25 protein-coding genes are annotated in these 22,647 nt (G+C 52.2%); 18 read left to right on the top strand and 7 right to left on the bottom strand.

The genetic code is table 11. The features are described from left to right. Positions 1–59 precede the first annotated feature (59 nt). From folC to hisP, 10 genes are all read left to right on the top strand, one after another. The gene (folC, locus tag HV346_RS15955) at positions 60–1,328 is read left to right on the top strand and encodes a bifunctional tetrahydrofolate synthase/dihydrofolate synthase (protein WP_181620257.1); all 1,269 of its coding nucleotides are present in this window, start codon (positions 60–62) and stop codon (positions 1,326–1,328) included. After that, the gene (dedD, locus tag HV346_RS15950; protein WP_181620256.1) at positions 1,318–2,022 is read left to right on the top strand and encodes a cell division protein DedD; all 705 of its coding nucleotides are present in this window, start codon (positions 1,318–1,320) and stop codon (positions 2,020–2,022) included. The genes folC and dedD overlap by 11 nt, the downstream gene beginning before the upstream one ends. A gap of 220 nt (positions 2,023–2,242) precedes the next feature. Continuing rightward, positions 2,243–2,731, top strand: coding sequence for a colicin V production protein (gene cvpA, locus HV346_RS15945; protein WP_032612840.1), 489 nt, complete (start codon positions 2,243–2,245; stop codon positions 2,729–2,731). Between the two features lie 33 nt (positions 2,732–2,764). Beyond that, positions 2,765–4,282, top strand: coding sequence for an amidophosphoribosyltransferase (gene purF / locus HV346_RS15940; RefSeq protein WP_181620255.1), 1,518 nt, complete (start codon positions 2,765–2,767; stop codon positions 4,280–4,282). Between the two features lie 89 nt (positions 4,283–4,371). Further along, positions 4,372–4,941 carry a UbiX family flavin prenyltransferase gene (locus HV346_RS15935; protein WP_181620254.1) on the top strand — a complete coding sequence of 190 codons (570 nt, stop codon included), beginning with the start codon at positions 4,372–4,374 and terminating at the stop codon, positions 4,939–4,941. Positions 4,942–5,226: 285 nt separating this feature from the next. Continuing rightward, complete coding sequence (gene argT, locus HV346_RS15930; RefSeq protein WP_181620253.1) at positions 5,227–6,009, top strand: lysine/arginine/ornithine ABC transporter substrate-binding protein ArgT; 783 nt, start codon at positions 5,227–5,229, stop codon at positions 6,007–6,009. Between the two features lie 242 nt (positions 6,010–6,251). Beyond that, a complete protein-coding gene (gene hisJ / locus HV346_RS15925; RefSeq protein WP_181620252.1) occupies positions 6,252–7,034 on the top strand; it encodes a histidine ABC transporter substrate-binding protein HisJ in 783 nt (260 codons plus the stop codon). An 88-nt stretch (positions 7,035–7,122) separates the two neighbouring features. After that, complete coding sequence (locus HV346_RS15920) at positions 7,123–7,809, top strand: histidine ABC transporter permease HisQ (RefSeq protein ID WP_181620251.1); 687 nt, start codon at positions 7,123–7,125, stop codon at positions 7,807–7,809. After that, on the top strand, positions 7,806–8,522 hold the full coding sequence (locus HV346_RS15915) for an ABC transporter permease (RefSeq protein WP_181620250.1): 717 nt from the start codon (positions 7,806–7,808) through the stop codon (positions 8,520–8,522). The genes HV346_RS15920 and HV346_RS15915 overlap by 4 nt, the downstream gene beginning before the upstream one ends. Before the next feature lie 8 nt (positions 8,523–8,530). After that, positions 8,531–9,304 carry a histidine ABC transporter ATP-binding protein HisP gene (gene hisP / locus HV346_RS15910; RefSeq protein ID WP_181620249.1) on the top strand — a complete coding sequence of 258 codons (774 nt, stop codon included), beginning with the start codon at positions 8,531–8,533 and terminating at the stop codon, positions 9,302–9,304. Positions 9,305–9,351: 47 nt separating this feature from the next. On the opposite strand, the gene HV346_RS15905 is transcribed toward hisP, so the two are convergent. The 4 genes from HV346_RS15905 to yfcG form a co-directional block, all read right to left on the bottom strand. Further along, the gene (locus HV346_RS15905; protein ID WP_181620248.1) at positions 9,352–9,861 is read right to left on the bottom strand and encodes a GNAT family N-acetyltransferase; all 510 of its coding nucleotides are present in this window, start codon (positions 9,859–9,861) and stop codon (positions 9,352–9,354) included. Positions 9,862–9,913: 52 nt separating this feature from the next. Next, positions 9,914–10,813: a TIGR01777 family oxidoreductase gene (locus HV346_RS15900; protein ID WP_181620247.1), complete on the bottom strand. Its 900-nt coding sequence runs from the start codon at positions 10,811–10,813 to the stop codon at positions 9,914–9,916. Positions 10,814–10,826: 13 nt separating this feature from the next. After that, positions 10,827–11,195 (bottom strand): dihydroneopterin triphosphate 2'-epimerase, encoded by a 369-nt coding sequence (gene folX, locus HV346_RS15895; protein WP_181620246.1) that lies wholly within the window; start codon positions 11,193–11,195, stop codon positions 10,827–10,829. A 73-nt stretch (positions 11,196–11,268) separates the two neighbouring features. Then, positions 11,269–11,898: a GSH-dependent disulfide bond oxidoreductase gene (gene yfcG / locus HV346_RS15890; RefSeq protein WP_181620245.1), complete on the bottom strand. Its 630-nt coding sequence runs from the start codon at positions 11,896–11,898 to the stop codon at positions 11,269–11,271. Positions 11,899–12,036: 138 nt separating this feature from the next. On the opposite strand from yfcG, the gene yfcF reads away from it, so the two are divergent. The 3 genes from yfcF to yfcD are packed head-to-tail and all read left to right on the top strand — an operon-like array spanning position 12,037 to position 13,899. Continuing rightward, on the top strand, positions 12,037–12,681 hold the full coding sequence (yfcF, locus tag HV346_RS15885) for a glutathione transferase (RefSeq protein ID WP_181620244.1): 645 nt from the start codon (positions 12,037–12,039) through the stop codon (positions 12,679–12,681). A gap of 55 nt (positions 12,682–12,736) precedes the next feature. Further along, positions 12,737–13,288: a phosphodiesterase gene (yfcE, locus tag HV346_RS15880; RefSeq protein ID WP_181620243.1), complete on the top strand. Its 552-nt coding sequence runs from the start codon at positions 12,737–12,739 to the stop codon at positions 13,286–13,288. Between the two features lie 56 nt (positions 13,289–13,344). Then, complete coding sequence (yfcD, locus tag HV346_RS15875) at positions 13,345–13,899, top strand: NUDIX hydrolase YfcD (RefSeq protein ID WP_181620242.1); 555 nt, start codon at positions 13,345–13,347, stop codon at positions 13,897–13,899. 3 nt (positions 13,900–13,902) lie between these two features. Here yfcD and HV346_RS15870 read toward each other — a convergent pair whose 3' ends face one another. After that, positions 13,903–14,922 (bottom strand): LacI family DNA-binding transcriptional regulator, encoded by a 1,020-nt coding sequence (locus HV346_RS15870; protein ID WP_181620241.1) that lies wholly within the window; start codon positions 14,920–14,922, stop codon positions 13,903–13,905. Positions 14,923–15,160: 238 nt separating this feature from the next. Here HV346_RS15870 and HV346_RS15865 point away from each other — a divergent pair, with 238 nt between their 5' ends. From HV346_RS15865 to HV346_RS15845, 5 genes are all read left to right on the top strand, one after another. Beyond that, positions 15,161–15,604 carry a PTS sugar transporter subunit IIA gene (locus HV346_RS15865; RefSeq protein ID WP_181623810.1) on the top strand — a complete coding sequence of 148 codons (444 nt, stop codon included), beginning with the start codon at positions 15,161–15,163 and terminating at the stop codon, positions 15,602–15,604. A gap of 80 nt (positions 15,605–15,684) precedes the next feature. Then, positions 15,685–15,957 (top strand): PTS sugar transporter subunit IIB, encoded by a 273-nt coding sequence (locus HV346_RS15860; protein WP_181620240.1) that lies wholly within the window; start codon positions 15,685–15,687, stop codon positions 15,955–15,957. A gap of 22 nt (positions 15,958–15,979) precedes the next feature. Then, a complete protein-coding gene (locus HV346_RS15855) occupies positions 15,980–17,371 on the top strand; it encodes a PTS ascorbate transporter subunit IIC (RefSeq protein WP_181620239.1) in 1,392 nt (463 codons plus the stop codon). Further along, positions 17,368–18,198: a transketolase gene (locus HV346_RS15850; protein ID WP_181620238.1), complete on the top strand. Its 831-nt coding sequence runs from the start codon at positions 17,368–17,370 to the stop codon at positions 18,196–18,198. The genes HV346_RS15855 and HV346_RS15850 overlap by 4 nt, the downstream gene beginning before the upstream one ends. Beyond that, positions 18,191–19,144 carry a transketolase family protein gene (locus HV346_RS15845; RefSeq protein WP_181620237.1) on the top strand — a complete coding sequence of 318 codons (954 nt, stop codon included), beginning with the start codon at positions 18,191–18,193 and terminating at the stop codon, positions 19,142–19,144. Before HV346_RS15850 ends, HV346_RS15845 begins: the two co-directional genes overlap by 8 nt. A 31-nt stretch (positions 19,145–19,175) precedes the next feature. Here the strand turns inward: HV346_RS15845 and HV346_RS15840 are convergent, their stop codons facing one another. Further along, the gene (locus tag HV346_RS15840) at positions 19,176–20,336 is read right to left on the bottom strand and encodes an IS4 family transposase (RefSeq protein WP_181620236.1); all 1,161 of its coding nucleotides are present in this window, start codon (positions 20,334–20,336) and stop codon (positions 19,176–19,178) included. A gap of 117 nt (positions 20,337–20,453) precedes the next feature. Beyond that, positions 20,454–22,595 carry a phosphate acetyltransferase gene (gene pta, locus HV346_RS15835; protein ID WP_181620235.1) on the bottom strand — a complete coding sequence of 714 codons (2,142 nt, stop codon included), beginning with the start codon at positions 22,593–22,595 and terminating at the stop codon, positions 20,454–20,456. Positions 22,596–22,647: the final 52 nt, after the last annotated feature.

The following is a 22,647-nucleotide window of genomic DNA, read 5'->3' as shown; positions in this document are numbered from 1 at the left end:
GGGCAGGGCCAGATGGCGCTGCCCTTTTGCTTTCAAACCGTAACTGAAAAGTGCGTATCATGGAAAATCACAGCATTCCCCAAGCCACGTCACCCCTGGTCGCGTGGCTTTCTTATCTGGAAAACCTGCACAGCAAAACCATCGATATGGGGCTTGAGCGCGTAAGCCTGGTGGCTGCTCGCCTTGATGTTTTGAAACCAGCTCCTTTCGTATTTACCGTTGCGGGTACGAACGGTAAAGGTACAACCTGCCGCACGCTGGAATCAGTATTAATGGCCGCCGGTTATAAAGTGGGCGTCTACAGTTCTCCGCATCTGGTGCGTTACACCGAGCGCGTGCGAATTCAAAATACCGAGTTGCCGGAGTCGGCACATACGGCATCGTTTGCTGAAATTGAGGCCGCGCGTGCAGAGATCTCTCTAACCTACTTCGAATACGGTACGCTCTCTGCACTGTGGCTATTTAAGCAGGCGCAACTGGATGTCGTGATCCTTGAAGTCGGTCTTGGTGGGCGCCTGGATGCCACAAATATGGTGGATGCAGATGTCTCCGTCGTGACCAGTATCGCGCTGGATCATACTGACTGGCTGGGGCCGGACCGTGAAAGTATTGGGCGAGAGAAGGCCGGGATTTTCCGTGCAGGTCGTCCAGCGGTGGTAGGTGAGCCAGATATGCCGCAGACGATTGCCGATGTTGCACAGGAAAAAGGCGCACATCTTCTGCGTCGTGATGTGGACTGGCGCTACGATGTTGAGCCTCAGGGCTGGCGCTTTAGCGACGATCAGGGCGTGCTGGATAATTTACCTTTGCCGCAGGTTCCGCAACCCAATGCCGCCACCGCACTGGCCGCGCTACGTGCAAGTGGGTTGAAGGTGAGCGAGCAGGCAATTCGGGACGGCATTCAACGCGCAATTTTGCCCGGACGTTTTCAGATTGTTCGGGAATCTCCGCGCCTGATTCTGGATGTGGCTCACAACCCACATGCCGCGGCGTACCTCGCGAGTCGTCTCAAATCGTTACCAAAAACCGGGCGTGTTCTGGCGGTAATCGGTATGCTTCATGATAAAGATATTGGTGGTACGCTGGCCTGCATGGAGAGTGTGGTCGATTGCTGGTATTGTGCTCCTCTGGAAGGGCCGCGTGGGGCTACCGCTGAGCAGTTGATGGAACATCTCGGCAAGGGTGAAATCTACAAAAGCGTGGCGCAGGCCTGGCATGCCGCGATGGCTGATGCTAAACCAGAAGATACCGTGCTGGTGTGTGGCTCGTTCCACACGGTGGCACATGTCATGGAAGTGATGGACGCGGGGAGAACCGGTGGCGAGTAAGTTTCAGAACCGTTTAACAGGAACGATTGTGCTGGTGGCGCTGGGAGTGATCATTCTTCCAGGTCTGCTCGACGGCCAGAAAAAACATTATCAGGATGAATTTGCGGCCATCCCGCTCGTACCGAAACCGGGTGACCGTGATGAGCCTGACATGCTTCCGGCGGCAACACAGGCTTTGCCTGTTCAGCCTCCTGAAGGTGCTGCGGAAGAGGTTCGTGCAGGGGATGCGGCTGCCCCGTCGCTTGACCCTTCTCGTCTTGCAGCCAATAACAATAGCGATATTGATCCCGTACCGGTGCAGGTGGAGCAACCTAAACCTGTCGAAAAACCGAAGCCAGTAGAGAAACCGCAGCCGAAACCGCAGAGAGATAAAACCAGCGAACAGCTGGCTGCGGCCGCAGAGACACCACCTCCCGCAAAACCCGCGCAGGATGATAAAGCGGTTCCAACCGGCAAGGCCTATGTGGTGCAACTTGGTGCGCTGAAAAATGCCGATAAAGTTAACGAGGTGGTAGGGAAACTACGCGGAGCGGGTTATCGCGTTTACACTTCACCTTCCACACCTGTACAGGGTAAAATTACCCGTATTCTCGTTGGGCCGGAAGCCTCTAAAGATAAGCTGAAAGGATCGCTTGGCGAACTGAAGCAAATCTCCGGTTTGAGTGGTGTGGTGATGAACTACAGCGCGAACTGAGAGATCTTACCCCTCATTCTGACCTTCTCTCTTGAGGGGGAAGGGCGGGTGAGAGGAGGACGGCAGACGTCCCAAGAGACGTAAAAAGCCTGCGGCGTTGAACATTTTTTCAGCGCCTTTTTTATTTACGCGCGGGAAGGAAATCCCTACGCAAACGTTTTCTTTTTCTGTTAGAATTCGCCCCGAACTGGATGACAGGGCGTTTAATCGTGGGACACATATGGTCTGGATTGATTACGCCATCATTGCGGTGATTGGCTTTTCCTGTTTGGTTAGCCTGATCCGTGGCTTTGTTCGTGAAGCGTTATCGCTGGTGACATGGGGTTGTGCTTTCTTTGTTGCCAGTCATTACTACACTTACCTGTCAGTCTGGTTCACGGGCTTTGAAGATGAACTGGTCCGAAATGGAATCGCCATCGCGGTATTGTTTATTGCGACGCTGATTGTCGGCGCTATCGTGAATTACGTGATAGGTCAGTTGGTCGAGAAAACCGGTCTGTCAGGAACGGACAGGGTGCTCGGGATCTGTTTCGGTGCATTGCGAGGCGTGCTGATTGTAGCTGCGATACTGTTCTTCCTTGATACCTTTACCGGGTTCTCAAAAAGTGAAGACTGGCAGAAATCGCAGTTGATTCCACAGTTCAGCTTTATCATCAGATGGTTCTTTGACTATCTGCAAAGCTCGTCGAGTTTCTTGCCCAGGGCATAAACCCTGAGATGTGGCTTAACGAGGAAAAGACGAATGTGCGGTATTGTCGGGATCGCCGGTTTCATGCCGGTAAACCAGTCTATTTATGACGCGTTATCGGTGCTTCAGCACCGTGGGCAGGATGCTGCGGGTATCATCACCATTGATGCAAACAACTGCTTCCGTTTACGTAAGGCGAATGGCCTGGTAAACGATGTGTTTGAAGCCCGTCATATGCAGCGCCTGCAAGGTAACATGGGTATTGGTCACGTTCGTTATCCTACTGCTGGCAGTTCCAGCGCCTCTGAAGCTCAGCCTTTCTACGTTAACTCTCCGTATGGCATCACGCTTGCCCACAATGGCAACCTGACCAACGCCCATGAGCTGCGTAAAAAGCTGTTTGAAGAGAAGCGTCGCCACATTAATACCACTTCTGATTCTGAAATCCTGCTCAATATTTTTGCCAGCGAGCTGGATAACTTCCGTCATTATCCTCTGGAAGCTGACAATATTTTTGCCGCCGTTGCCGCGACAAACCGCCAGATCCGTGGGGCATATGCCTGTGTGGCGATGATTATCGGCCACGGAATGGTCGCTTTCCGCGATCCTAACGGCATCCGTCCGCTGGTACTGGGTAAGCGTGACATGGGTGATGGTCGTACAGAGTATATGGTTGCTTCTGAAAGCGTGGCACTGGATACGCTGGGCTTTGAATTTCTGCGCGATGTTGCGCCAGGTGAAGCGGTCTACATCACTGAGAAGGGACAACTGTTTACCCGCCAGTGTGCCGATAACCCGGTCAGCAACCCGTGTCTGTTCGAATACGTCTACTTTGCTCGCCCGGACTCGTTCATCGACAAGATCTCCGTGTACAGCGCTCGCGTGAACATGGGAACCAAGCTGGGTGAGAAGATTGCGCGCGAATGGGACGATCTGGACATTGATGTCGTTATCCCTATTCCGGAAACGTCCTGTGATATCGCCCTGGAAATTGCCCGTATCCTGGATAAACCGTACCGCCAGGGGTTTGTAAAAAACCGCTACGTCGGCCGCACCTTTATCATGCCGGGCCAGCAACTGCGCCGTAAATCAGTACGCCGTAAGCTGAACGCCAACCGCGCAGAGTTCCGTGACAAGAATGTCCTGCTGGTCGATGACTCCATCGTGCGTGGCACGACATCTGAACAGATCATCGAGATGGCGCGTGAAGCGGGTGCGAAAAAAGTATACCTGGCTTCCGCAGCCCCAGAGATCCGCTTCCCTAACGTCTATGGCATTGATATGCCAACCGCAAATGAGCTGATTGCCCACGGTCGTGAAGTGGATGAGATTCGCCAGATCATTGGCGCTGACGGTCTGATTTTCCAGGATCTGAACGATCTCATTGATGCGGTACGTGCTGAAAACCCGGACATCCAGCAGTTTGAATGCTCCGTGTTCAACGGCGTGTACGTGACCAAAGATGTGGATCAGCAGTATCTCGACTACCTTGACTCGCTGCGTAACGACGATGCGAAAGCCGTCCAGATGCAAAACGATCTTGAAAGCTTAGAGATGCACAACGAAGGCTGATGCTTCTGCAAGTGAGGGAATATTCCCTCACTTGCAACTCCCTCTAAAATCCTGCACAGTCAGCCCTGAAATCAGCAAGGGCAATAATCATGAAACGACTCATTGTAGGGATCAGCGGTGCGAGCGGCGCGATTTACGGCGTTCGACTGTTGCAAGTGCTACGCGACGTAGCAGACGTGGAAACCCATCTGGTGATGAGCCAGGCGGCGCGTCAGACGCTTTCCCTTGAAACCGACGTTGCCCTGCGGGATGTGCAGTCCCTGGCAGACGTTGTACATGATTCCCGCGATATTGCGGCCAGCATCTCTTCCGGTTCGTATAAAACAGCTGGAATGGTTATCCTGCCTTGCTCAATTAAAACACTCTCTGGCATCGTCAACAGCTATACCGATACCCTGGTGACGCGTGCAGCGGACGTGGTGCTGAAAGAACGCCGTCCGCTGGTGTTGTGCGTGCGAGAGACGCCGCTGCATCTGGGGCATCTGCGGTTGATGACGCAGGCGGCAGAACTGGGAGCTGTGATCATGCCTCCGGTCCCGGCTTTTTATCATCGTCCACAGACGCTTGATGATGTGATTAATCAGACGGTTAACCGTGTGCTGGATCAGTTTGATATTGACCTGCCTGGCGATCTCTTCGCTCGCTGGCAAGGGGCATAAATTTGTGCACAACCTGAGTGCATGAAAAGGCACGTTGCCCTGTTACAGGGCAAAACTGCAACCGCGATCATATCCTCGACATTTAATTCGTTTTTTCCTTTTTTCCCTTTCCGGTTCGTTCGGCAGACCTGCTATCTTTCACCATTAAGGCAATATTGCAACGTTTTATTAACATATTTAACGTCGAATTTTTAAGCAGACGGCAATGTGGCATAAGACCTGCAAGATAAGCCTGCAACACACAACACAATACATAATAAAATCACGGTACTTGAGGGTAAATGTATGAAGAAGACGGTTCTGGCTCTGTCTTTGCTGGTGGGATTAAGTGCAGCAGCGAGCAGCTATGCGGCCCTGCCGCAGACAGTGCGTATCGGTACTGACGCAACCTACGCGCCATTCTCTTCCAAGGATGCGAAAGGCGATTTTGTTGGGTTTGATATCGATCTGGGAAATGAGATGTGCAAGCGCATTGCGGTGAAATGCACATGGGTAGGCAGCGATTTCGATGCATTAATCCCGTCGCTGAAAGCCAAGAAAATTGATGCCATTATCTCCTCTCTCTCCATCACCGAAAAACGTCAGCAAGAGATTGCCTTCTCTGACAAGCTCTATGCTGCGGACTCTCGTCTGATCGCGGCTAAAGGCTCTCCCATTCAGCCGACGATTGACTCGCTGAAAGGCAAACATGTTGGTGTGCTTCAGGGCTCAACCCAGGAAGGCTACGCTAATGCAACCTGGCGCGAAAAGGGTGTTGATGTTGTTGCCTATCAGAACCAGGATTTAATTTACTCTGACCTGGCTGCAGGACGCCTGGATGCAGCATTCCAGGATGAAGTCGCTGCAAGCGAAGGCTTCCTGAAACAACCGGCAGGCAAAGACTATGCCTTTGCTGGCCCTTCTGTGAAAGACAAAAAATACTTTGGCGACGGTACGGGAATTGGTCTGCGTAAAGACGATACCGAGCTGAAAGCTGCGTTCGATAAAGCGTTTGCAGAACTGCGTAAAGACGGAACCTACGACAAACTGGCGAAGAAATATTTCGACTTCAACGTATACGGTGATTAATCGTTGCTTGCGGGGTGATGCACCACAATGGTGAGCTATTGTGGTGCGTTGTGGGTATTGGTGAGCCAATATGGTGCAAACCTGGGGGTTATTGGTTCATAAGTGCATACTTAAGCATTCCAGATGCAAAAAATCCCATCCGCAGGGCATTATCTTTTGCCTTGCGGAGGGGATTAGTGGCACATTAACAATACCCCGTCGTAGTAAAAATCCCGTAAGAATCCAGTCTGTTGAGGATAGATATGAAAAAACTGATATTGTCACTTTCTCTGGTGTTGGCCGTTTCCAGCACGACCGCGGCATTCGCAGCTATTCCGCAAAAAATCCGTATTGGTACGGATCCTACTTATGCCCCATTCGAATCGAAGAATGCCAAAGGTGAATTGATTGGTTTTGATATCGATTTGGCAAATGAACTGTGCAAGCGTATCAAAACGCAATGTACCTATGTCGAAAACCCACTGGATGCGCTGATCCCGTCGCTGAAAGCGAAAAAAATCGACGTGATTATGTCTTCCCTCTCGATTACTGAAAAACGCCAGCAAGAGATTGCCTTTACCGACAAACTCTACGCGGCAGATTCTCGTCTGGTTGTCGCAAAATCCTCAGATATTCAGCCAACGCTGGAGTCCCTGAAAGGTAAGCGTGTCGGCGTCCTGCAAGGCACAACTCAGGAAACCTACGGTAATGAACACTGGGCGCCTAAAGGAATCGAAATCGTCTCTTATCAGGGCCAGGAAAATATTTATGCTGACCTGACGGCGGGCCGTATTGATGCCGCGTTCCAGGATGAAGTTGCCGCAAGCGAAGGCTTCCTGAAGCAGCCTGTTGGTAAAGATTACAAGTTCGGCGGTCCGTCCATTAAGGACGAGAAACTCTTTGGCGTTGGGACGGGTATGGGCCTGCGCAAAGAAGACAACGAACTGCGTGAAGCGCTGAACAAAGCCTTTGCTGAAATGCGTGCAGATGGCACGTACGACAAGCTTGCGAAAAAATACTTTGATTTTAATGTGTACGGTGGCTAATCACCCCGTCATATAACGTGCGACCCCTCCCGTGTTGGGAGGGGAAAAGACACGGTTTCACTACTCACGACACGACAGGGCACGCGGTATGCTGTACGGATTTTCTGGCGTTATTTTACAAGGCGCGCTTGTCACCCTCGAACTGGCTCTCAGTTCCGTGGTGCTGGCTGTGCTGATAGGCCTGGCGGGCGCGGGGGCGAAACTCTCTGCCAATCGGGTGATGGCTTTGATTTTTGAAGCCTATACCACCCTGATTCGTGGTGTTCCTGACCTGGTGCTGATGCTGTTAATTTTTTACGGCCTGCAAATTGTGCTTAACAGCGTAACGGATGCATTGGGCTTCGCGCAGTGGGATATTGATCCCATGGTCGCGGGCATTATTACCCTTGGTTTTATCTACGGGGCTTACTTCACTGAAACCTTTCGTGGCGCATATATGGCCGTTCCGAAAGGACACATCGAGGCGGCAACTGCTTTCGGGTTTACCTCCTCGCAAACATTCCGCCGCATTATGTTTCCAGCCATGATGCGCTATGCCTTACCGGGTATTGGTAACAACTGGCAAGTCATTCTTAAGGCGACGGCGCTGGTTTCGCTGCTTGGTCTCGAAGACGTGGTGAAAGCCACGCAACTGGCGGGTAAGAGTACCTGGGAGCCGTTCTACTTTGCGGTGGTGTGTGGTGTGATTTATCTGGTCTTTACGACCGTTTCCAATGGTGTGCTGCTTCTGCTCGAACGTCGCTACTCCGTGGGTGTGAAGAGGGCTGACCTGTGATTGAAATTATTCAGGAATACTGGAAATCACTGTTGTGGACAGATGGTTATCGCTTCACGGGCGTGGCGATTACGCTGTGGCTGCTAATTTCTTCTGTGGCGATGGGCGGTGTGCTGGCGATATTTATGGCCATCGGTCGCGTGTCGAACAATAAATTTATTCGCTTCCCGATTTGGCTGTTTACCTACATTTTCCGCGGTACACCACTGTATGTGCAGTTGCTGGTGTTCTATTCGGGCATGTACACGCTGGAGATTGTGAAAGGCACGGAAATGCTCAATGCTTTCTTCCGCAGTGGCCTGAACTGTACGGTGCTGGCGTTAACGCTGAATACTTGTGCATATACCACCGAAATTTTTGCCGGGGCGATTCGCTCTGTGCCTTACGGTGAAATTGAGGCGGCACGCGCATACGGTTTCTCTTCGGTGAAACTTTATCGTTGCATCATTTTGCCGTCCGCGCTGCGTATCGCTTTGCCTGCCTACAGCAACGAAGTGATTTTGATGCTGCACTCTACCGCCCTGGCATTTACAGCCACCGTGCCGGATTTGCTGAAAATTGCCCGTGATATTAACTCGGCAACCTATCAGCCGTTCACCGCATTCGGCATCGCGGCAGTCCTGTATTTGATTATTTCGTATGTCCTGATTAGCCTGTTCCGTAAGGCTGAAAAACGCTGGTTGCAGCATGTAAAACCGTCTTCGACGCACTGAGAATTATGATGGCTGAGAACAAATTAAACGTTATCGATTTGCACAAACGCTACGGCGAACATGAAGTGCTGAAAGGGGTGTCGCTACAGGCTAATGCAGGCGATGTGATCAGTATTATCGGTTCATCAGGTTCAGGGAAAAGTACCTTCCTGCGCTGCATTAACTTCCTCGAAAAACCGAGTGAAGGTTCAATTGTGGTGAGTGGGCAGAACATCAACCTGGTGCGTGATAAAGACGGTCAACTCAAGGTCGCGGATAAACATCAGCTACGCCTGCTGCGTACGCGCCTGACGATGGTGTTCCAGCACTTTAACCTCTGGAGCCACATGACGGTGCTGGAGAACGTGATGGAAGCGCCAATCCAGGTGCTGGGGTTAAGTAAAACTGAAGCGCGTGAACGGGCGGTGAAATATCTCGCGAAAGTGGGGATCGACGAACGCCAGCAGATGAAATATCCGGTGCATTTGTCCGGTGGTCAGCAGCAGCGCGTTTCTATCGCTCGTGCGCTGGCGATGGAGCCAGAAGTATTGTTGTTTGATGAACCTACCTCAGCACTCGATCCTGAACTGGTTGGTGAAGTTCTGCGTATTATGCAGAAACTGGCCGAAGAGGGGAAAACGATGGTGGTGGTGACACACGAAATGGGCTTCGCCCGTAACGTCTCGAACCACGTTATTTTCCTGCATCAGGGTAAAATTGAAGAGCAGGGGCATCCGGATGAGGTGCTGGCAAACCCGAAAAGCCCACGCTTGCAGCAGTTCCTGAAAGGATCGTTGAAGTAGTTTTTGCTTTCCCCCTCTCCCGGTGGGAGAGGGCCGGGGTGAGGGGATCAGATCGCACCACACTCCAGCCGGTAAACCCAGTCGTCATACCGAACCCCGTCAATCTCATACGCTTTTTCCAGCACCTGAGTACGTACAAACCCGGCCTTCTCTAACACCCGCACAGAACCGACGTTATCCGCCAGCACATAGGCGTTAATCGCCTTCACGCCCGTCTGGTTAAATGCATACTCACACACCGCACGTAACGCCTCGCTGGCAATCCCTTTTCCCTGAGCAGCAGGCACGACGGTATAACCGATATCCGCCTCTTCACGATTCTCAGGGCTGATTTGCAGGCCGATATCGCCCAGCGGTGTGGCATCATCATGAAGACGAATAACAAAAATATGCGGCGCGGCAAGACGCGCAGCGAACAAGCGTCGGGTCTCTTTTTCCGGGGCGATGGCGGCCATATAGCGCATGATGGCATGGTCTTCTCGCAGCGTGCGGAAGAATGCCCAGTCAGAGGGTTCGAAAGGGGTGAGGTGAAGCCTGGGTGTGGTGATGGTAGCCATGATTACGCCGTCATACGAAGGGGTTGGCGTATCACTTTACCATAACCTGTTGTCAGGTTTTACCCACCATATCCCCCAGCGCTTCTTCTAAGTCATACCAGCGAAAGGCAAATCCGGCGGCTTCCAGCCGCTTTGGCAACGCACGCTGACCACCCAGCACCAGCACAGACGATTCTCCCATTAACAGCCGAATGACTGTAGCAGGCACGCGCAATATCGCCGGGCGATGCAGCGCATGCCCGAGCGCGTGAGCAAACTGTTCATTACGAACAGGATACGGGGAGACCATATTGAACGGGCCGCGAAGATCGTTATCAAGCAACCAAAGAATGCCATTTACCATGTCATCAATATGGATCCAGGCCAGATACTGGCGGCCATTTCCGATTGGCCCCCCCAGCCCTAACTTAAAGGGGGGAAGCATTTTGGCCAGAATGCCACCTTTAGGGGCGAGGACGACACCGGTTCGCAGAAGGCAGACGCGGGTGTTATCGCTCTGTGCTGCACTGGCAATGCGCTCCCACTGGGCGCAGAGCTTGTGGGTGAATTCGTTGTGCGGAGGCTCTTCTTCCGTCACCACTACTTCGCCGAGATCGCCGTAATATCCCGCAGCCGAGCCAGAAATAAATACCGACGGCGGAGTGTGGCTGTTACGGATAAGCTCAACCAGTTTTTCCGTGATATTCCAGCGACTGCTACACAAGCGTTGCTTTTGCTCTTCCGTCCAGCGTTTGTCGGCGATGGGTTCGCCTGCAAGATTAATGACGGCATCAAAGCCGTCCAGATCCTGTTGCTCAGTCAGTCCTTTCCAGATGTCGATGCCCGCCCCCAGCACCTGACGTGCTTTTTCCGGACTGCGGGTGACCACGGTAATGTCGTGTTTTAGCGCATGCAGACGCGGAATGAGGTGGCGTCCAATCAGACCTGTGCCGCCGGTCAGCAGAATCTTCATACAACCTCCAGGTTTATGCCTGGCGCTGCCAGCTTAACGTCATGGAGACGGAGTCGGCATAACGCAGCGCGTGAAGTTTATCGATCTCTACTTCAGCATATGTGACCCAATGATGTTCGCGTGCGATATCGAGCACATCCTGAGTTAATTTTTCCAGTAAAGAGAAGCGGTTGTTTTCAACGTAATGAATGATGCTTTTAGTAATAGTGCGATAATTCAGCGCATCATTGATGTCTTCGCTGGCCCGCGCCTTGTCTGCCGGGTAGTGGATGATGACATTGATAACGATATCCTGACGGTTCGCGATCTCTTCGTCTTTGATACCGATGAACGCGCGTAAGCGTAAGTTTTTAATGCGAATAATAGCGTCATGCTGCGACATTGCAGGTCTACTCCGTGTTGTTATTTTCTCCATAATACATGATGACATCACACGCGCCCAACCGGACACATGTTTAAATCTGCTGCGCTTTTTGCATGGCTCGCTCGGTGGCCGGGCGGGTTCTTATCCGCTCGAACCAGTTATTCACCGCAGGGTAGGTTGCTAGATCAATACGCTGACGCTCATGGGCGTTGATCCATGGCCAACAGGCGATATCGGCAATGCTGTAATGATCGCCGCCAAGCCAGGGGGATTTCTCAAGACGCCGGTTCATTACCCCGTAAAGCCGTTGCGTCTCAACCTGGTAACGCTCTATAGCGTAAGGGATAGGTTGCGGGGCGAAAGCATTAAAGTGGTGGTTCTGTCCGAGCATGGGCCCCAGCCCGCTGGTTTGCCAGAAAAGCCATTGCAGCGTGTGGTGGCGTTCGCGTAGTTCTCCGCTCAGCAGTTTTCCGCTTTTTTCTGCCAGATAGAGCAAAATTTCGCCTGACTCAAACAGGTTCAACGGTGTGCCGCCATCATCCGGCTCGGTATCAATAATGGCGGGGATCTTGTTATTGGGTGAGATGGCGAGGAAATCCGGCCTGAACTGATCCCCTTTACTGATATCAATTCGAATGATCCGGTAATCCAGATTTGCTTCTTCCAGAAAGAGGGTGATCTTATGACCGTTAGGGGTAGGGGCATAATAGAGGTCTATCATTCTCAACTCCTGTCATAGCAAAAAAAGAGGTGATAAAACGAGTATAGGTGCTTGTTGTAAATCGTGAGTTTTCATCAAGTGACAGCGGGACAAAGAGATTATATGTTGGTTGAAAACCGATCAGCTTATGAGGACGTTATGAACCAACCCGCCATCACTTTGTGGTCCGATGCGAATTTCTATTCCCCTTATGTCATGAGTGCCTATGTGGCACTGGCCGAAAAAGGGCTGTCGTTCACGCTGAAAACCGTTGATCTTGACTGCGGCGACCATCTCAAACCTGAGTGGCGGGGCTACTCACTGACCCGACGAGTGCCCGTGCTGGAGATTGAGGGATTTGAACTGAGTGAATCCTCTGCCATCGCCGAGTATCTGGAAGACCGTTTTGCTCCGCCAGAATGGGAACGTATTTATCCTCATGACCTACAAAAACGTGCGCGCGCACGTCAGATTCAGGCGTGGCTGCGCAGCGATTTGCTGCCAATTCGTGCTGAACGTTCTACGGATGTGGTGTTTGCTGGTGCGAAAAAAGCCGCATTAAGTGAAGCGGGTCAGGAAAGTGCCAATAAATTATTGGAAACAGCAACAGCACTGCTTTCACATGGCAACCCCAATCTGTTTGGCGAATGGTGTATTGCCGATGTGGATTTGGCTCTGATGCTGAATCGACTGGTGCTCAATGGAGACGAGGTTCCCCAGGTGTTGGTTGATTATGCAAACTTCCAGTGGCAACGTGCGTCAGTGCAGCGCTATGTGGCACTCTCCGCTAAGCGTGTTGGCTGATAAGCCCGGGTTGTTGCGGTATGATAGGGCAGTCTGTTTTTCGAAGGAGTGACTGATGAAACTGATGTTTGCATCGGATATCCACGGATCGCTGCCCGCTGCAGAGCGTGTTCTCTCTCTGTTTGCACAAAGCGGAGCGCAGTGGCTGGTTATTCTGGGCGATGTGTTAAACCATGGGCCGCGTAATGCGCTGCCGGAAGGGTATGCCCCTGCGCAGGTGGCTGAGGCGCTTAATACGGTTGCGGGGCGCATTATCGCCGTTCGCGGAAATTGCGACAGCGAAGTCGATCAGATGCTGCTGCAATTCCCGATTACCGCTCCCTGGCAGCAGGTTTTGCTGGAAAAAACACGTCTGTTTTTGACCCACGGTCATCTTTTTAACCCTGATAACCTGCCTGCGCTGGTCGCTGGCGATGTTCTGGTTTACGGCCATACTCATATTCCGGTCGCTGAAAAACGCGGGGATATTTATTACTTTAATCCCGGCTCAGTTAGCATTCCCAAAGGGGGATACCCGGCGAGCTACGGCATGCTGGACGAGAATATGCTCAGCGTTATCGCACTTAATGATCAGCAAGTTATTGCGCAGGTAGCGATTAATCCGTAAGTTACACCCCAACTGCAAACGCGCCGAAAGAGCGCTTAGACGAGAAGGTTTCCCCGATGGTGGAGCAGAGTCATTTGGCAAGTACAGAGTGGGTTGACATTGTCAGTGAAGACAATGAAGTGATAGCACAGGCAAGTCGCGAACAGATGCGGGCCGAACGCTTGCGCCACCGCGCAACATATATTGTTGTCCATGATGGTATGGGCAAAATCCTGGTGCAGCGACGTACGGAAACGAAGGATTTTCTCCCAGGTATGCTGGATGCTACTGCAGGAGGCGTGGTTCAGGCCGATGAAGTTTTACTGGATTCAGCCCGTCGCGAAGCCGAAGAAGAGTTAGGTATTGCAGGGGTTCCATTTGCCGAGCACGGGCAGTTCTATTTTGAAGATCCAAACTGCCGTGTCTGGGGAGGACTGTTCAGCTGTGTCTCCCACGGGCCGTTTGCACTTCAGGAAGAAGAAGTCAGTGAAGTGAGCTGGATGACGCCAGAAGAGATCACTGCGCGTTGTGACGAATTCACGCCGGACTCGTTAAAAGCGCTGGCATTGTGGATGAGCCGTAATGCTAATAACGAATCCGCAAAAACCGAGAAACAAGAAGAGGCTGAATAAGCCTTAACAGCTTTCCCGTAAACACAGGCTGGATGCGATGGTTTTCTGATCGCGCCAGTCTCCGTCGTTCAAGCGCTCCAGCAACGCGCGTCCTGCTTCGATACCAATCTTACGGTGTGGTACGGCCATGGTTGTTAATGGCGGTTGACAGACGCGGCTGACATCGCTATCTCCAAACCCTACAACGGCCAGATCGTCCGGCACTTTGATTCGTCTGCGCTGGCATTCGTACAATGCGCCGCACGCCAGTTCATCGGACACGCACACGAGGGCGTCAAGCTCTGGCCACGCCAACAAAAATTCAGGCAGTTGAGCTGCACCCGTGGAGAAGTTAGGTGGCATGGCGGCATTAATCACCCTGTTTGGTGACATGTGATGGCGCAGCATGGCTTTGTACCAGCCCTGCAAATGTTGCTGGAAAATCCATTGCTCCTGGTTTGCACACAGCAGGCCGATGTTCTGATAACCGCGTTGAATCAACATTTCTGTTAATTCATACATCGCTGCCACGTTATCAATACCGATATTCATATCAATGGGATCGGCACGCATGGCGCCCATTTCCATCACCGGTATCGAAGCATTTTTCAGCCAATGGCGTACCGTGTCGGTGTGTTCGACACTGAGCAAAATGGCTGCTGCAATATTCGATGCAAGCAGTGTTTCCAGCAACTTTTCTTCTTGTTCTAGACGGTGCTGAGATTCCGCCAGCATGATTTGGTATCCGGCAGGCTGCAGCACCTGTTGCAATCCGGCAAACATCTCCGAGCAACCCGCCTCGGAAAGATTTGGGACGACCATGGCAATCGTCCATGATGAGGCCGACGCCAGCGCACTGGCTGCCAGGTTCGGCATATACCCCAGCGCCTGCACAGCAGCTTCAATTTTTTCACGCAGTTTATCGGAAACCTGTTCAGGCGTGCGTAACGCACGGGACACGGTCATCGTGCCCACTCCGGCAAGTTGCGCGACATCGGCAATTGTCACTTTACCGGTACTTCGCCGTTTTCGGGTTAGAGACATACACCTTCCTGCTGACAGGACGCGTTTTTATTATCATCCTTCGCTTCACGTGGAAGGCAGTATACGCCTTAAATCCCTTTATTTGCTGTGATTTCACGCGATGATTGTAATTTGATAGCGCTATCACAATTCTGAATGTTAAAGATTGGTAGCGCTATCTTTGTGATCTTGATCGCAGCCAATGATTCAACTGTTGAATAAAGTTTGCTCATCTTTTGCGTCATGCCAGGAGTGCAAAATGCTCAAAAATTGGATATATGATACAACCATCACACTTCAGGAGAGCGTGGAGAGCTGGCCACAGGCGCTGGAGATTTGTGCTAAACCGCTACTGGATATGCAGGTGATATTGCCGGAATATGTCACCGCGATTGTTGAGCAACACCATAAATTAGGACCGTATTATGTGCTGGCACCAGGGCTAGCCATGCCGCATGCGCGGCCTGAAGAAGGGGCAAAAGGACTCGGCCTGTCATTATTAAAACTTAAACAGGGAGTTTCATTTGGTGCTGGAGAGTTTGATCCCGTCGATGTGATTGTGATGCTGGCTGCGCCAGATAAACACAGTCATATTGAAATGATTTCTGCTCTGGCAGAGTTATTTTCCAGCGATGATGATATGGCTGAATTACATCAGGCTAATACCCTGGAGGACATTAAAAAAATTATCGACCGCTTCTGATTTAATTACTCACACCGATAAGTCACAACATTATGCGTCAGCATGATGGGGACGAACTGTACTCAAAAAAGGGGATAATAATGAAAATCATGGCAATTTGTGGTTCGGGCCTTGGCAGTAGTTTCATGGTCGAAATGAATATTAAAAAGGTGTTGAAGAAACTGGACATTGAGGCAGAGGTTGAACATTCAGATCTCTCTTCTGCTACCCCAGGCGCAGCGGATCTTTTTGTGATGGCGAAAGATATTGCAGCCAGTGCCAGTGTGCCAGAAAGCCAACTGGTGGTGATCAACAACATCATCGATATTAATGAACTCGAAGCGCAGTTACGCGCCTGGTTCTCAAGACAATAACCCTGATTATAGCGAGGCGGATATGTTTATCCTTGAAACGCTGAATTTCGTTGTTGATATATTAAAAGTCCCGTCAGTGCTGGTGGGGTTAATTGCCTTAATTGGACTGGTAGCACAGAAGAAGGCATTTTCTGATGTGGTAAAAGGCACAATTAAAACCATTCTGGGCTTTATTGTTCTGGGCGGTGGCGCAACTGTACTGGTCGGATCATTAAATCCTTTAGGCGGGATGTTTGAGCATGCCTTTACTATTCAGGGCATTATTCCCAATAATGAAGCGATTGTTTCTATCGCGCTGGAAAAATACGGTGCTTCTACGGCATTAATTATGGCTTTCGGGATGGTCGCGAATATTATTGTCGCGCGCTTTACCCGTCTGAAGTACATCTTCCTGACCGGGCATCACACCTTCTATATGGCGTGTATGATTGGTGTGATCCTGACCGTTGCAGGCTTTGAAGGTGTCGGCCTGGTGTTTACCGGCTCGCTGATCTTAGGTCTGGTGATGGCGTTCTTCCCGGCACTGGCTCAGCGTTACATGAAACGCATTACGGGTAATGATGATATCGCCTTTGGTCACTTCGGTACGCTGGGTTATGTGCTTTCCGGCTGGATTGGCAGTAAATTCGGCAAAGGTTCGCGTTCTACTGAAGAGATGAACCTGCCGAAGAACCTGAGCTTCCTGCGTGACAGTTCTATCTCCATCTCGCTGACAATGATGATTATCTACCTGATCATGGCCGTAAGCGCCGGGCGTGAATACGTTGAGGCGACCTTCAGTGGCGGTCAGAACTACCTGGTTTACGCCATCATCATGGCCATTACCTTCGCTGCGGGCGTGTTCATTATCCTGCAAGGTGTACGCCTGATTCTGGCGGAAATTGTCCCTGCCTTTACCGGTTTTTCGGAAAAACTGGTTCCAAATGCACGTCCTGCGCTGGACTGCCCGGTCGTCTATCCCTATGCGCCTAATGCGGTACTGATTGGCTTCCTGTTCAGCTTCCTCGGTGGTCTGGTCGGACTGTTTATCTGCGGTCAGTTTAGTTGGGTGCTGATCCTGCCTGGCGTTGTTCCACACTTCTTTACCGGTGCGACGGCGGGTGTGTTCGGTAACGCCACTGGCGGACGTCGTGGGGCGATGATAGGCGCGTTCGCCAACGGCTTACTGATCACCTTCCTGCCGGTCTTGCTGCTACCTGTACTTGGCGCGATTGGTTTTGCCAATACTACCTTCTCGGATGCTGATTTCGGTGCTGTCGGGATTGTACTGGGTAACCTCGCGCGCTTCCTGTCGCCGCTTGCTATTACGGGACTGGTTGTTGCGTTGTTCGCAGTGCTGGTGGCGTACAACGTGTTCGCTAAAAATAAATCTGCGGGCAGTAACGCGCAGGAAAACACCGGAGCTAAATCATGAATGTGAATGAGATAACCCATCTTGCGCGTGAGATTCGCCTGGAGACACTGAAATCGCTGACGCAACTGGGTTTTGGTCACTACGGTGGCAGTATGTCGGTGGTCGAAACTCTGGCTGTACTCTACGGCGCAGTGATGAAGATTGACCCGGCCGATCCTGACTGGCCAGAGCGCGACTATTTTGTGTTGTCGAAAGGCCACGCCGGCCCGGCGCTGTACAGCACTCTCGCCATTAAGGGCTACTTCCCGGTAGAAGAGCTGAGCACGCTGAACCAGAATGGAACGCGTCTGCCAAGCCATCCGGACCGTCTGAAAACCCGCGGCGTGGATGCCACCACAGGTTCTCTGGGGCAGGGGATCTCCATCGCAGGAGGAATGGCACTGTCGCATAAGCTGGCGGGGCGGCCCAACCGGGTATTTTGCATTGTGGGTGATGGTGAGCTGAACGAAGGCCAGTGCTGGGAAGCGTTCCAGTTTATTGCTCATCACCGTTTAAACAATCTGACGGTATTTGTGGACTGGAATAAACAGCAGCTTGACGGTGAGCTGGACGACATTATTTGCGCGTTCGACCTGGAAGGGAAATTCCGTGCCTTTGGTTATGAGGTGGTGACGGTCAAAGGGGACGATATCCCAATGTTGCTGGAAGTCACTTCACGGATTCCGGCAGCCGATGCCCGCCCACTGATCGTTATTCTCGATAGCATCAAAGGGCAGGGCGTTCCTTATCTGGAGCAGTTAAGCAACTCGCACCATTTGCGCCTGACCGATGAGAGTAAAGCCGCACTTAACGAGACGATTCGCCAACTGGAGGCTTCACATGATTAAGGTCGCACCTGCAGGACAGAAAGATACCGTTGAGATGCGTAAAGTCTACGCGGGCTTTGTGGCGAAACAGATTGAAGCCGGGAGCGAGATTATTGCCCTCGAAGCGGATCTGATGAGCTCTATGGCGATGGACGGTGTGGCGCGCGATTACCCGCAGCATGTGATTAACTGCGGCATCATGGAGGCCAATGTTATCGGCACAGCGGCAGGGCTGTCGCTCACCGGGCGCAAGCCATTCGTCCACACCTTTACCGCCTTTGCCAGCCGTCGTTGTTTCGACCAGCTATTTATGTCGCTCGATTACCAGCGCAACAACGTGAAGGTGATTGCCTCGGATGCTGGCGTTACGGCCTGTCACAACGGCGGAACGCATATGTCCTTTGAGGATATGGGCATTGTGCGCGGTCTGGCGAATTCGGTGGTGCTGGAAGTGACCGATGCGGTGATGTTTGAGGATGTGCTGCGCCAGCTTATCGACCTCGAAGGCTTCTATTGGGTTCGCACCATCCGTAAACAGGCGCCAAGTGTCTATGCCCCTGGCTCAACCTTTACCATCGGCAAAGGAAACGTTTTGCGTGAAGGGAATGATATTACCCTTATTGCCAATGGCATCATGGTGGCGGAAGCGCTGGAAGCAGCACGTCAACTGGAGCAGGAAGGGGTCAGTGCGGCAGTGATCGACATGTTTACCCTGAAACCCATCGACCGGATGCTGGTGAAAAATTATGCCGAGAAAACCGGGCGCATCGTGACCTGTGAAAACCACAGTATTCATAATGGGCTGGGTTCAGCCGTTGCGGAAGTGCTGGTAGAAACCTGTCCTGTACCGATGCGTCGAGTGGGTGTTAAAGAGCGTTACGGCCAGGTGGGGACTCAGGATTTCCTGCAGAAGGAGTACGGCCTGACGGCGCATGATATTGTTTCGGCGGCGCGAGAGCTGCTGTAAATAAAAAAGGCGACCATCAGGTTAATGCTGGTCACTTAAGGTGACCAGCAACCTTTTTATCCGGATATTTTCTGGTCTTTACCCTGAGTTCCCGCGGGTAACTTCGCTCCCTTCTCCCCGGTAATATCAGCCATTTCGCTTGTTCATACAGCGTTCTCATTTCGCCCGGCATTTTTCCCGGTGAGGCCCACGGCTGGGTTATCAGTAGCCGGATTATTTCGCTTATCGCTCCACTGAAGCTAAGCTGGTTAGGCAAATCATCTCCCTTCAGATGGAACACCATCTGCACCATCTGATATTGCACCAGCTTATACGCCAGCAGACCCCCCCACAGCTCCTGCCTCTCTTTTCCGTCCACCCTGCGGGTCAGCAGTCTTCCCACTATTTCTTCCGGGCCCCCTGGCCAGTGCTTCCGGGCTCGCGGGCTGGTTTTCAGGCACACCAGTTCATCTCCCCGGCCCAGACGGCGAACCACCCGATATTGTGTATTCTTTTTCAACGGCAACAACCAGTGCCGGTTTTCTCCTGATGTCTGCCAGTGATGGAGCAGGCCCATCGGGTAAAATCCCTTATCGAACAGGGTAATACTGTTATCCGGCGCTTTCTCTGTCAGTTGCTCAGCCAGCCTCATTTCGCTGATATTTTCACTGTCGAAAGCACAGGCTGTGATCAGATGGCTGCTCAGCGCCATCAGACAAACCATACGTACCTGAGGATAACCCCCTTCGCCATACTGACTGGTGTGTTTACTGAAGGCGGCTCTGTTTTCCGGTGTATCTGCGGTACGCCGGACCACGCCATCGACAGCAAAGAGGTTCAGTCCGTGCCATTGTGGATGCACTGCCTGTTGATTCCAGTACTGCCGGGTGATATCAAAAAGCTCCCGCACAGCGTTCTCTCCCAGAGTTTTACGGCGCTGAATGACAGCACTCCGGGCGGTAAAAGGGGGGCCAGTACGGTCAGTGATATCCATCAGATTTACGATTTCTGTCATTGGACGGTCGCAGAAAATGGACATCCCTACGACAAGCCAAATCATCGACCCGAGAGGGAGTTTGCGTTTACGCAAAGTGACGGTATCGGTCAGCGTGAGTGCCTGCTGAATAAGCGCCGGGGGAATGAGGTCGGCGAGACTACGGGCACGCTCTGGAGTGGTGGCGTTGATAATGCCAGGTGCCTGATAAAGTTCCATTTAAAAAGGGCTCCATAATGAATATGGAACCCTTTTTACACCAGCCACCGGATCGGTCAATCGATCCTTAACTGATCGGCATTAACCATCAGGTCGCCTTTTTCGTACAGTCAAAAATTACTGCTGCTGTGAGGACTGGATCGCAGTCAGTGCGATGGTGTAGACGATATCGTCTACCAGCGCGCCACGAGACAGGTCGTTCACAGGTTTGCGCATACCTTGCAGCATTGGCCCGATGGAGATCAGGTCAGCAGAACGCTGTACGGCTTTATAGGTGGTGTTACCAGTGTTCAGATCCGGGAAGATGAACACGGTAGCGCGACCTGCAACCGGAGAGTTCGGCGCTTTAGATTTCGCTACATCAGCCATAACCGCGGCGTCGTACTGCAACGGACCGTCGATCATCAGGTCAGGACGTTTTTCCTGTGCCAGACGCGTCGCTTCGCGGACTTTCTCTACATCGCTACCCGCACCTGATGTGCCGGTAGAGTAGGAGAGCATTGCCACGCGCGGTTCGATGCCGAAGGCAATCGCGGAATCTGCTGACTGGATGGCGATTTCGGCCAGCTGCTCTGCTGTTGGATCCGGGTTAATCGCACAGTCGCCGTAAACGTAAACCTGTTCAGGCAACAGCATGAAGAACACGGAAGAAACGAGAGAGCTACCCGGTGCAGTTTTGATCAGCTGCAACGGTGGACGAATGGTGTTTGCGGTGGTGTGAACAGCACCAGAAACCAGACCATCAACTTCGTCCTGTTCCAGCATCAGCGTACCCAGTACCACATTGTCTTCCAGCTGTTCGCGGGCAACGGCTTCGGTCATGCCCTTGCTCTTACGCAACTCAACCAGACGCGCAACATAGCTTTCGCGAACGACTTCTGGATCAACGATCTCGATACCCGCACCCAGTTCAACGCCCTGAGATGCAGCAACACGGGTGATTTCATCTGGATTACCCAGCAGCACACAGGTGGCGATGCCACGCTCTGCACAGATAGCTGCCGCTTTAACGGTACGTGGTTCGTCGCCTTCTGGCAGAACAACGCGTTTGCCCGCTTTGCGCGCCAGTTCAGTCAGCTGATAACGGAAGGCTGGCGGAGACAGGCGACGGCTACGCTCGGAGGTCGCAGTCAGGGATTCAACCCAGTCAGCATTAATGTAGCTTGCAACGTATTCCTGAACTTTCTCGATACGCTCATGGTCATCAACCGGAACTTCCAGGTTGAAGCTCTGCAGGCTCAGGGAGGTCTGCCAGGTGTTGGTGTTCACCATGAATACCGGCAGGCCAGTCGCGAATGCACGTTCACACAGCTTGCTCACGCGTGGGTCCATCTCGTATGCACCGGTCAGCAGGATCGCGCCAATTTCAACGCCATTCATTGCGGCCAGGCACGCTGCAACCAGCACGTCAGGGCGGTCAGCAGAGGTCACCAGCAGGGAGCCTGCGCGGAAGTGTTCCAGCATGTGCGGAATGCTACGTGCACAGAAGGTAACAGACTTCACGCGACGGGTGTTGATGTCGCCTTCGTTAACGACGGTCGCATTCAGGTGACGCGCCATGTCGATTGCACGGGTAGCAATCAGGTCGAAGCTCCATGGCACAGCGCCCAGTACTGGCAGTGGGCTGGAGTCCTGCAGTTTAGCCGGATCCACTTTGACCACTTTCGCTTTAGACGAGTCATCGAAGATTTCAGACAGATCAGGGCGAGTACGGCCTTGTTCATCAACAGGGGCGTTCAGTTTGTTAACGATAACGCCAGTGATGTTGCTGTTTTTCGCGCCACCAAAGCTGCTGCGGGTCAGTTCGATACGTTCTTTCAGTTGTTCCGGAGTATCAGTACCCTGGGACATCACGAAGACGATTTCCGCATTCAGTGTTTTGGCGATTTCGAAGTTCAGAGACTGAGCAAACTGGTGTTTGCGCGTCGGAACCAGACCTTCAACCAGCACCACTTCCGCGTCCTGGGTATTCGCGTGATAGTTGGCAATGATCTCTTCCATCAACACGTCTTTCTGGTTGCTGGACAGCAGAGACTCAACGTGGCTCATCTTCAACGGTTCAGCCGCTGGCAGATTGGAGTTGGCACGTACAATGGCGGTAGTCTGGTCTGGTGCATCGCCACCGGCACGAGGCTGGGCGATAGGTTTAAAGACGCTCAGACGAACGCCTTTGCGTTCCATAGCACGGATCACGCCAAGGCTGACGCTGGTCAGACCGACGCTGGTTCCGGTAGGGATCAGCATAATAATACGGGACACGGGTTATCCTCTTTTTCGTTACCGCCAGATTTGGGCGGGATACAAAACAGCA

The sequence above is a fragment of the Enterobacter sp. RHBSTW-00994 genome, from assembly GCF_013782625.1.
Lineage (GTDB): Bacteria > Pseudomonadota > Gammaproteobacteria > Enterobacterales > Enterobacteriaceae > Enterobacter.
Note: the sequence above shows the minus strand (reverse complement) of the source record. Positions and strands in the feature narration are given on the sequence as shown.

Coding starts and splice junctions, on each gene's coding strand:
- purF (WP_181620255.1), top strand. CDS start 2,765: ATGTGCGGTATTGTCGGGATCGCCGGTTTCATGCCGGTAAACCAGTCT.
- folC (WP_181620257.1), top strand. CDS start 60: ATGGAAAATCACAGCATTCCCCAAGCCACGTCACCCCTGGTCGCGTGG.
- HV346_RS15865 (WP_181623810.1), top strand. CDS start 15,161: ATGCTCAAAAATTGGATATATGATACAACCATCACACTTCAGGAGAGC.
- yfcG (WP_181620245.1), bottom strand. CDS start 11,898: ATGATAGACCTCTATTATGCCCCTACCCCTAACGGTCATAAGATCACC.
- HV346_RS15935 (WP_181620254.1), top strand. CDS start 4,372: ATGAAACGACTCATTGTAGGGATCAGCGGTGCGAGCGGCGCGATTTAC.
- hisJ (WP_181620252.1), top strand. CDS start 6,252: ATGAAAAAACTGATATTGTCACTTTCTCTGGTGTTGGCCGTTTCCAGC.
- cvpA (WP_032612840.1), top strand. CDS start 2,243: ATGGTCTGGATTGATTACGCCATCATTGCGGTGATTGGCTTTTCCTGT.
- folX (WP_181620246.1), bottom strand. CDS start 11,195: ATGTCGCAGCATGACGCTATTATTCGCATTAAAAACTTACGCTTACGC.
- HV346_RS15920 (WP_181620251.1), top strand. CDS start 7,123: ATGCTGTACGGATTTTCTGGCGTTATTTTACAAGGCGCGCTTGTCACC.
- argT (WP_181620253.1), top strand. CDS start 5,227: ATGAAGAAGACGGTTCTGGCTCTGTCTTTGCTGGTGGGATTAAGTGCA.
- yfcD (WP_181620242.1), top strand. CDS start 13,345: ATGGTGGAGCAGAGTCATTTGGCAAGTACAGAGTGGGTTGACATTGTC.
- HV346_RS15860 (WP_181620240.1), top strand. CDS start 15,685: ATGAAAATCATGGCAATTTGTGGTTCGGGCCTTGGCAGTAGTTTCATG.
- HV346_RS15845 (WP_181620237.1), top strand. CDS start 18,191: ATGATTAAGGTCGCACCTGCAGGACAGAAAGATACCGTTGAGATGCGT.
- HV346_RS15850 (WP_181620238.1), top strand. CDS start 17,368: ATGAATGTGAATGAGATAACCCATCTTGCGCGTGAGATTCGCCTGGAG.
- yfcF (WP_181620244.1), top strand. CDS start 12,037: ATGAACCAACCCGCCATCACTTTGTGGTCCGATGCGAATTTCTATTCC.
- HV346_RS15900 (WP_181620247.1), bottom strand. CDS start 10,813: ATGAAGATTCTGCTGACCGGCGGCACAGGTCTGATTGGACGCCACCTC.
- HV346_RS15870 (WP_181620241.1), bottom strand. CDS start 14,922: ATGTCTCTAACCCGAAAACGGCGAAGTACCGGTAAAGTGACAATTGCC.
- hisP (WP_181620249.1), top strand. CDS start 8,531: ATGGCTGAGAACAAATTAAACGTTATCGATTTGCACAAACGCTACGGC.
- HV346_RS15855 (WP_181620239.1), top strand. CDS start 15,980: ATGTTTATCCTTGAAACGCTGAATTTCGTTGTTGATATATTAAAAGTC.
- yfcE (WP_181620243.1), top strand. CDS start 12,737: ATGAAACTGATGTTTGCATCGGATATCCACGGATCGCTGCCCGCTGCA.
- HV346_RS15840 (WP_181620236.1), bottom strand. CDS start 20,336: ATGGAACTTTATCAGGCACCTGGCATTATCAACGCCACCACTCCAGAG.
- HV346_RS15905 (WP_181620248.1), bottom strand. CDS start 9,861: ATGGCTACCATCACCACACCCAGGCTTCACCTCACCCCTTTCGAACCC.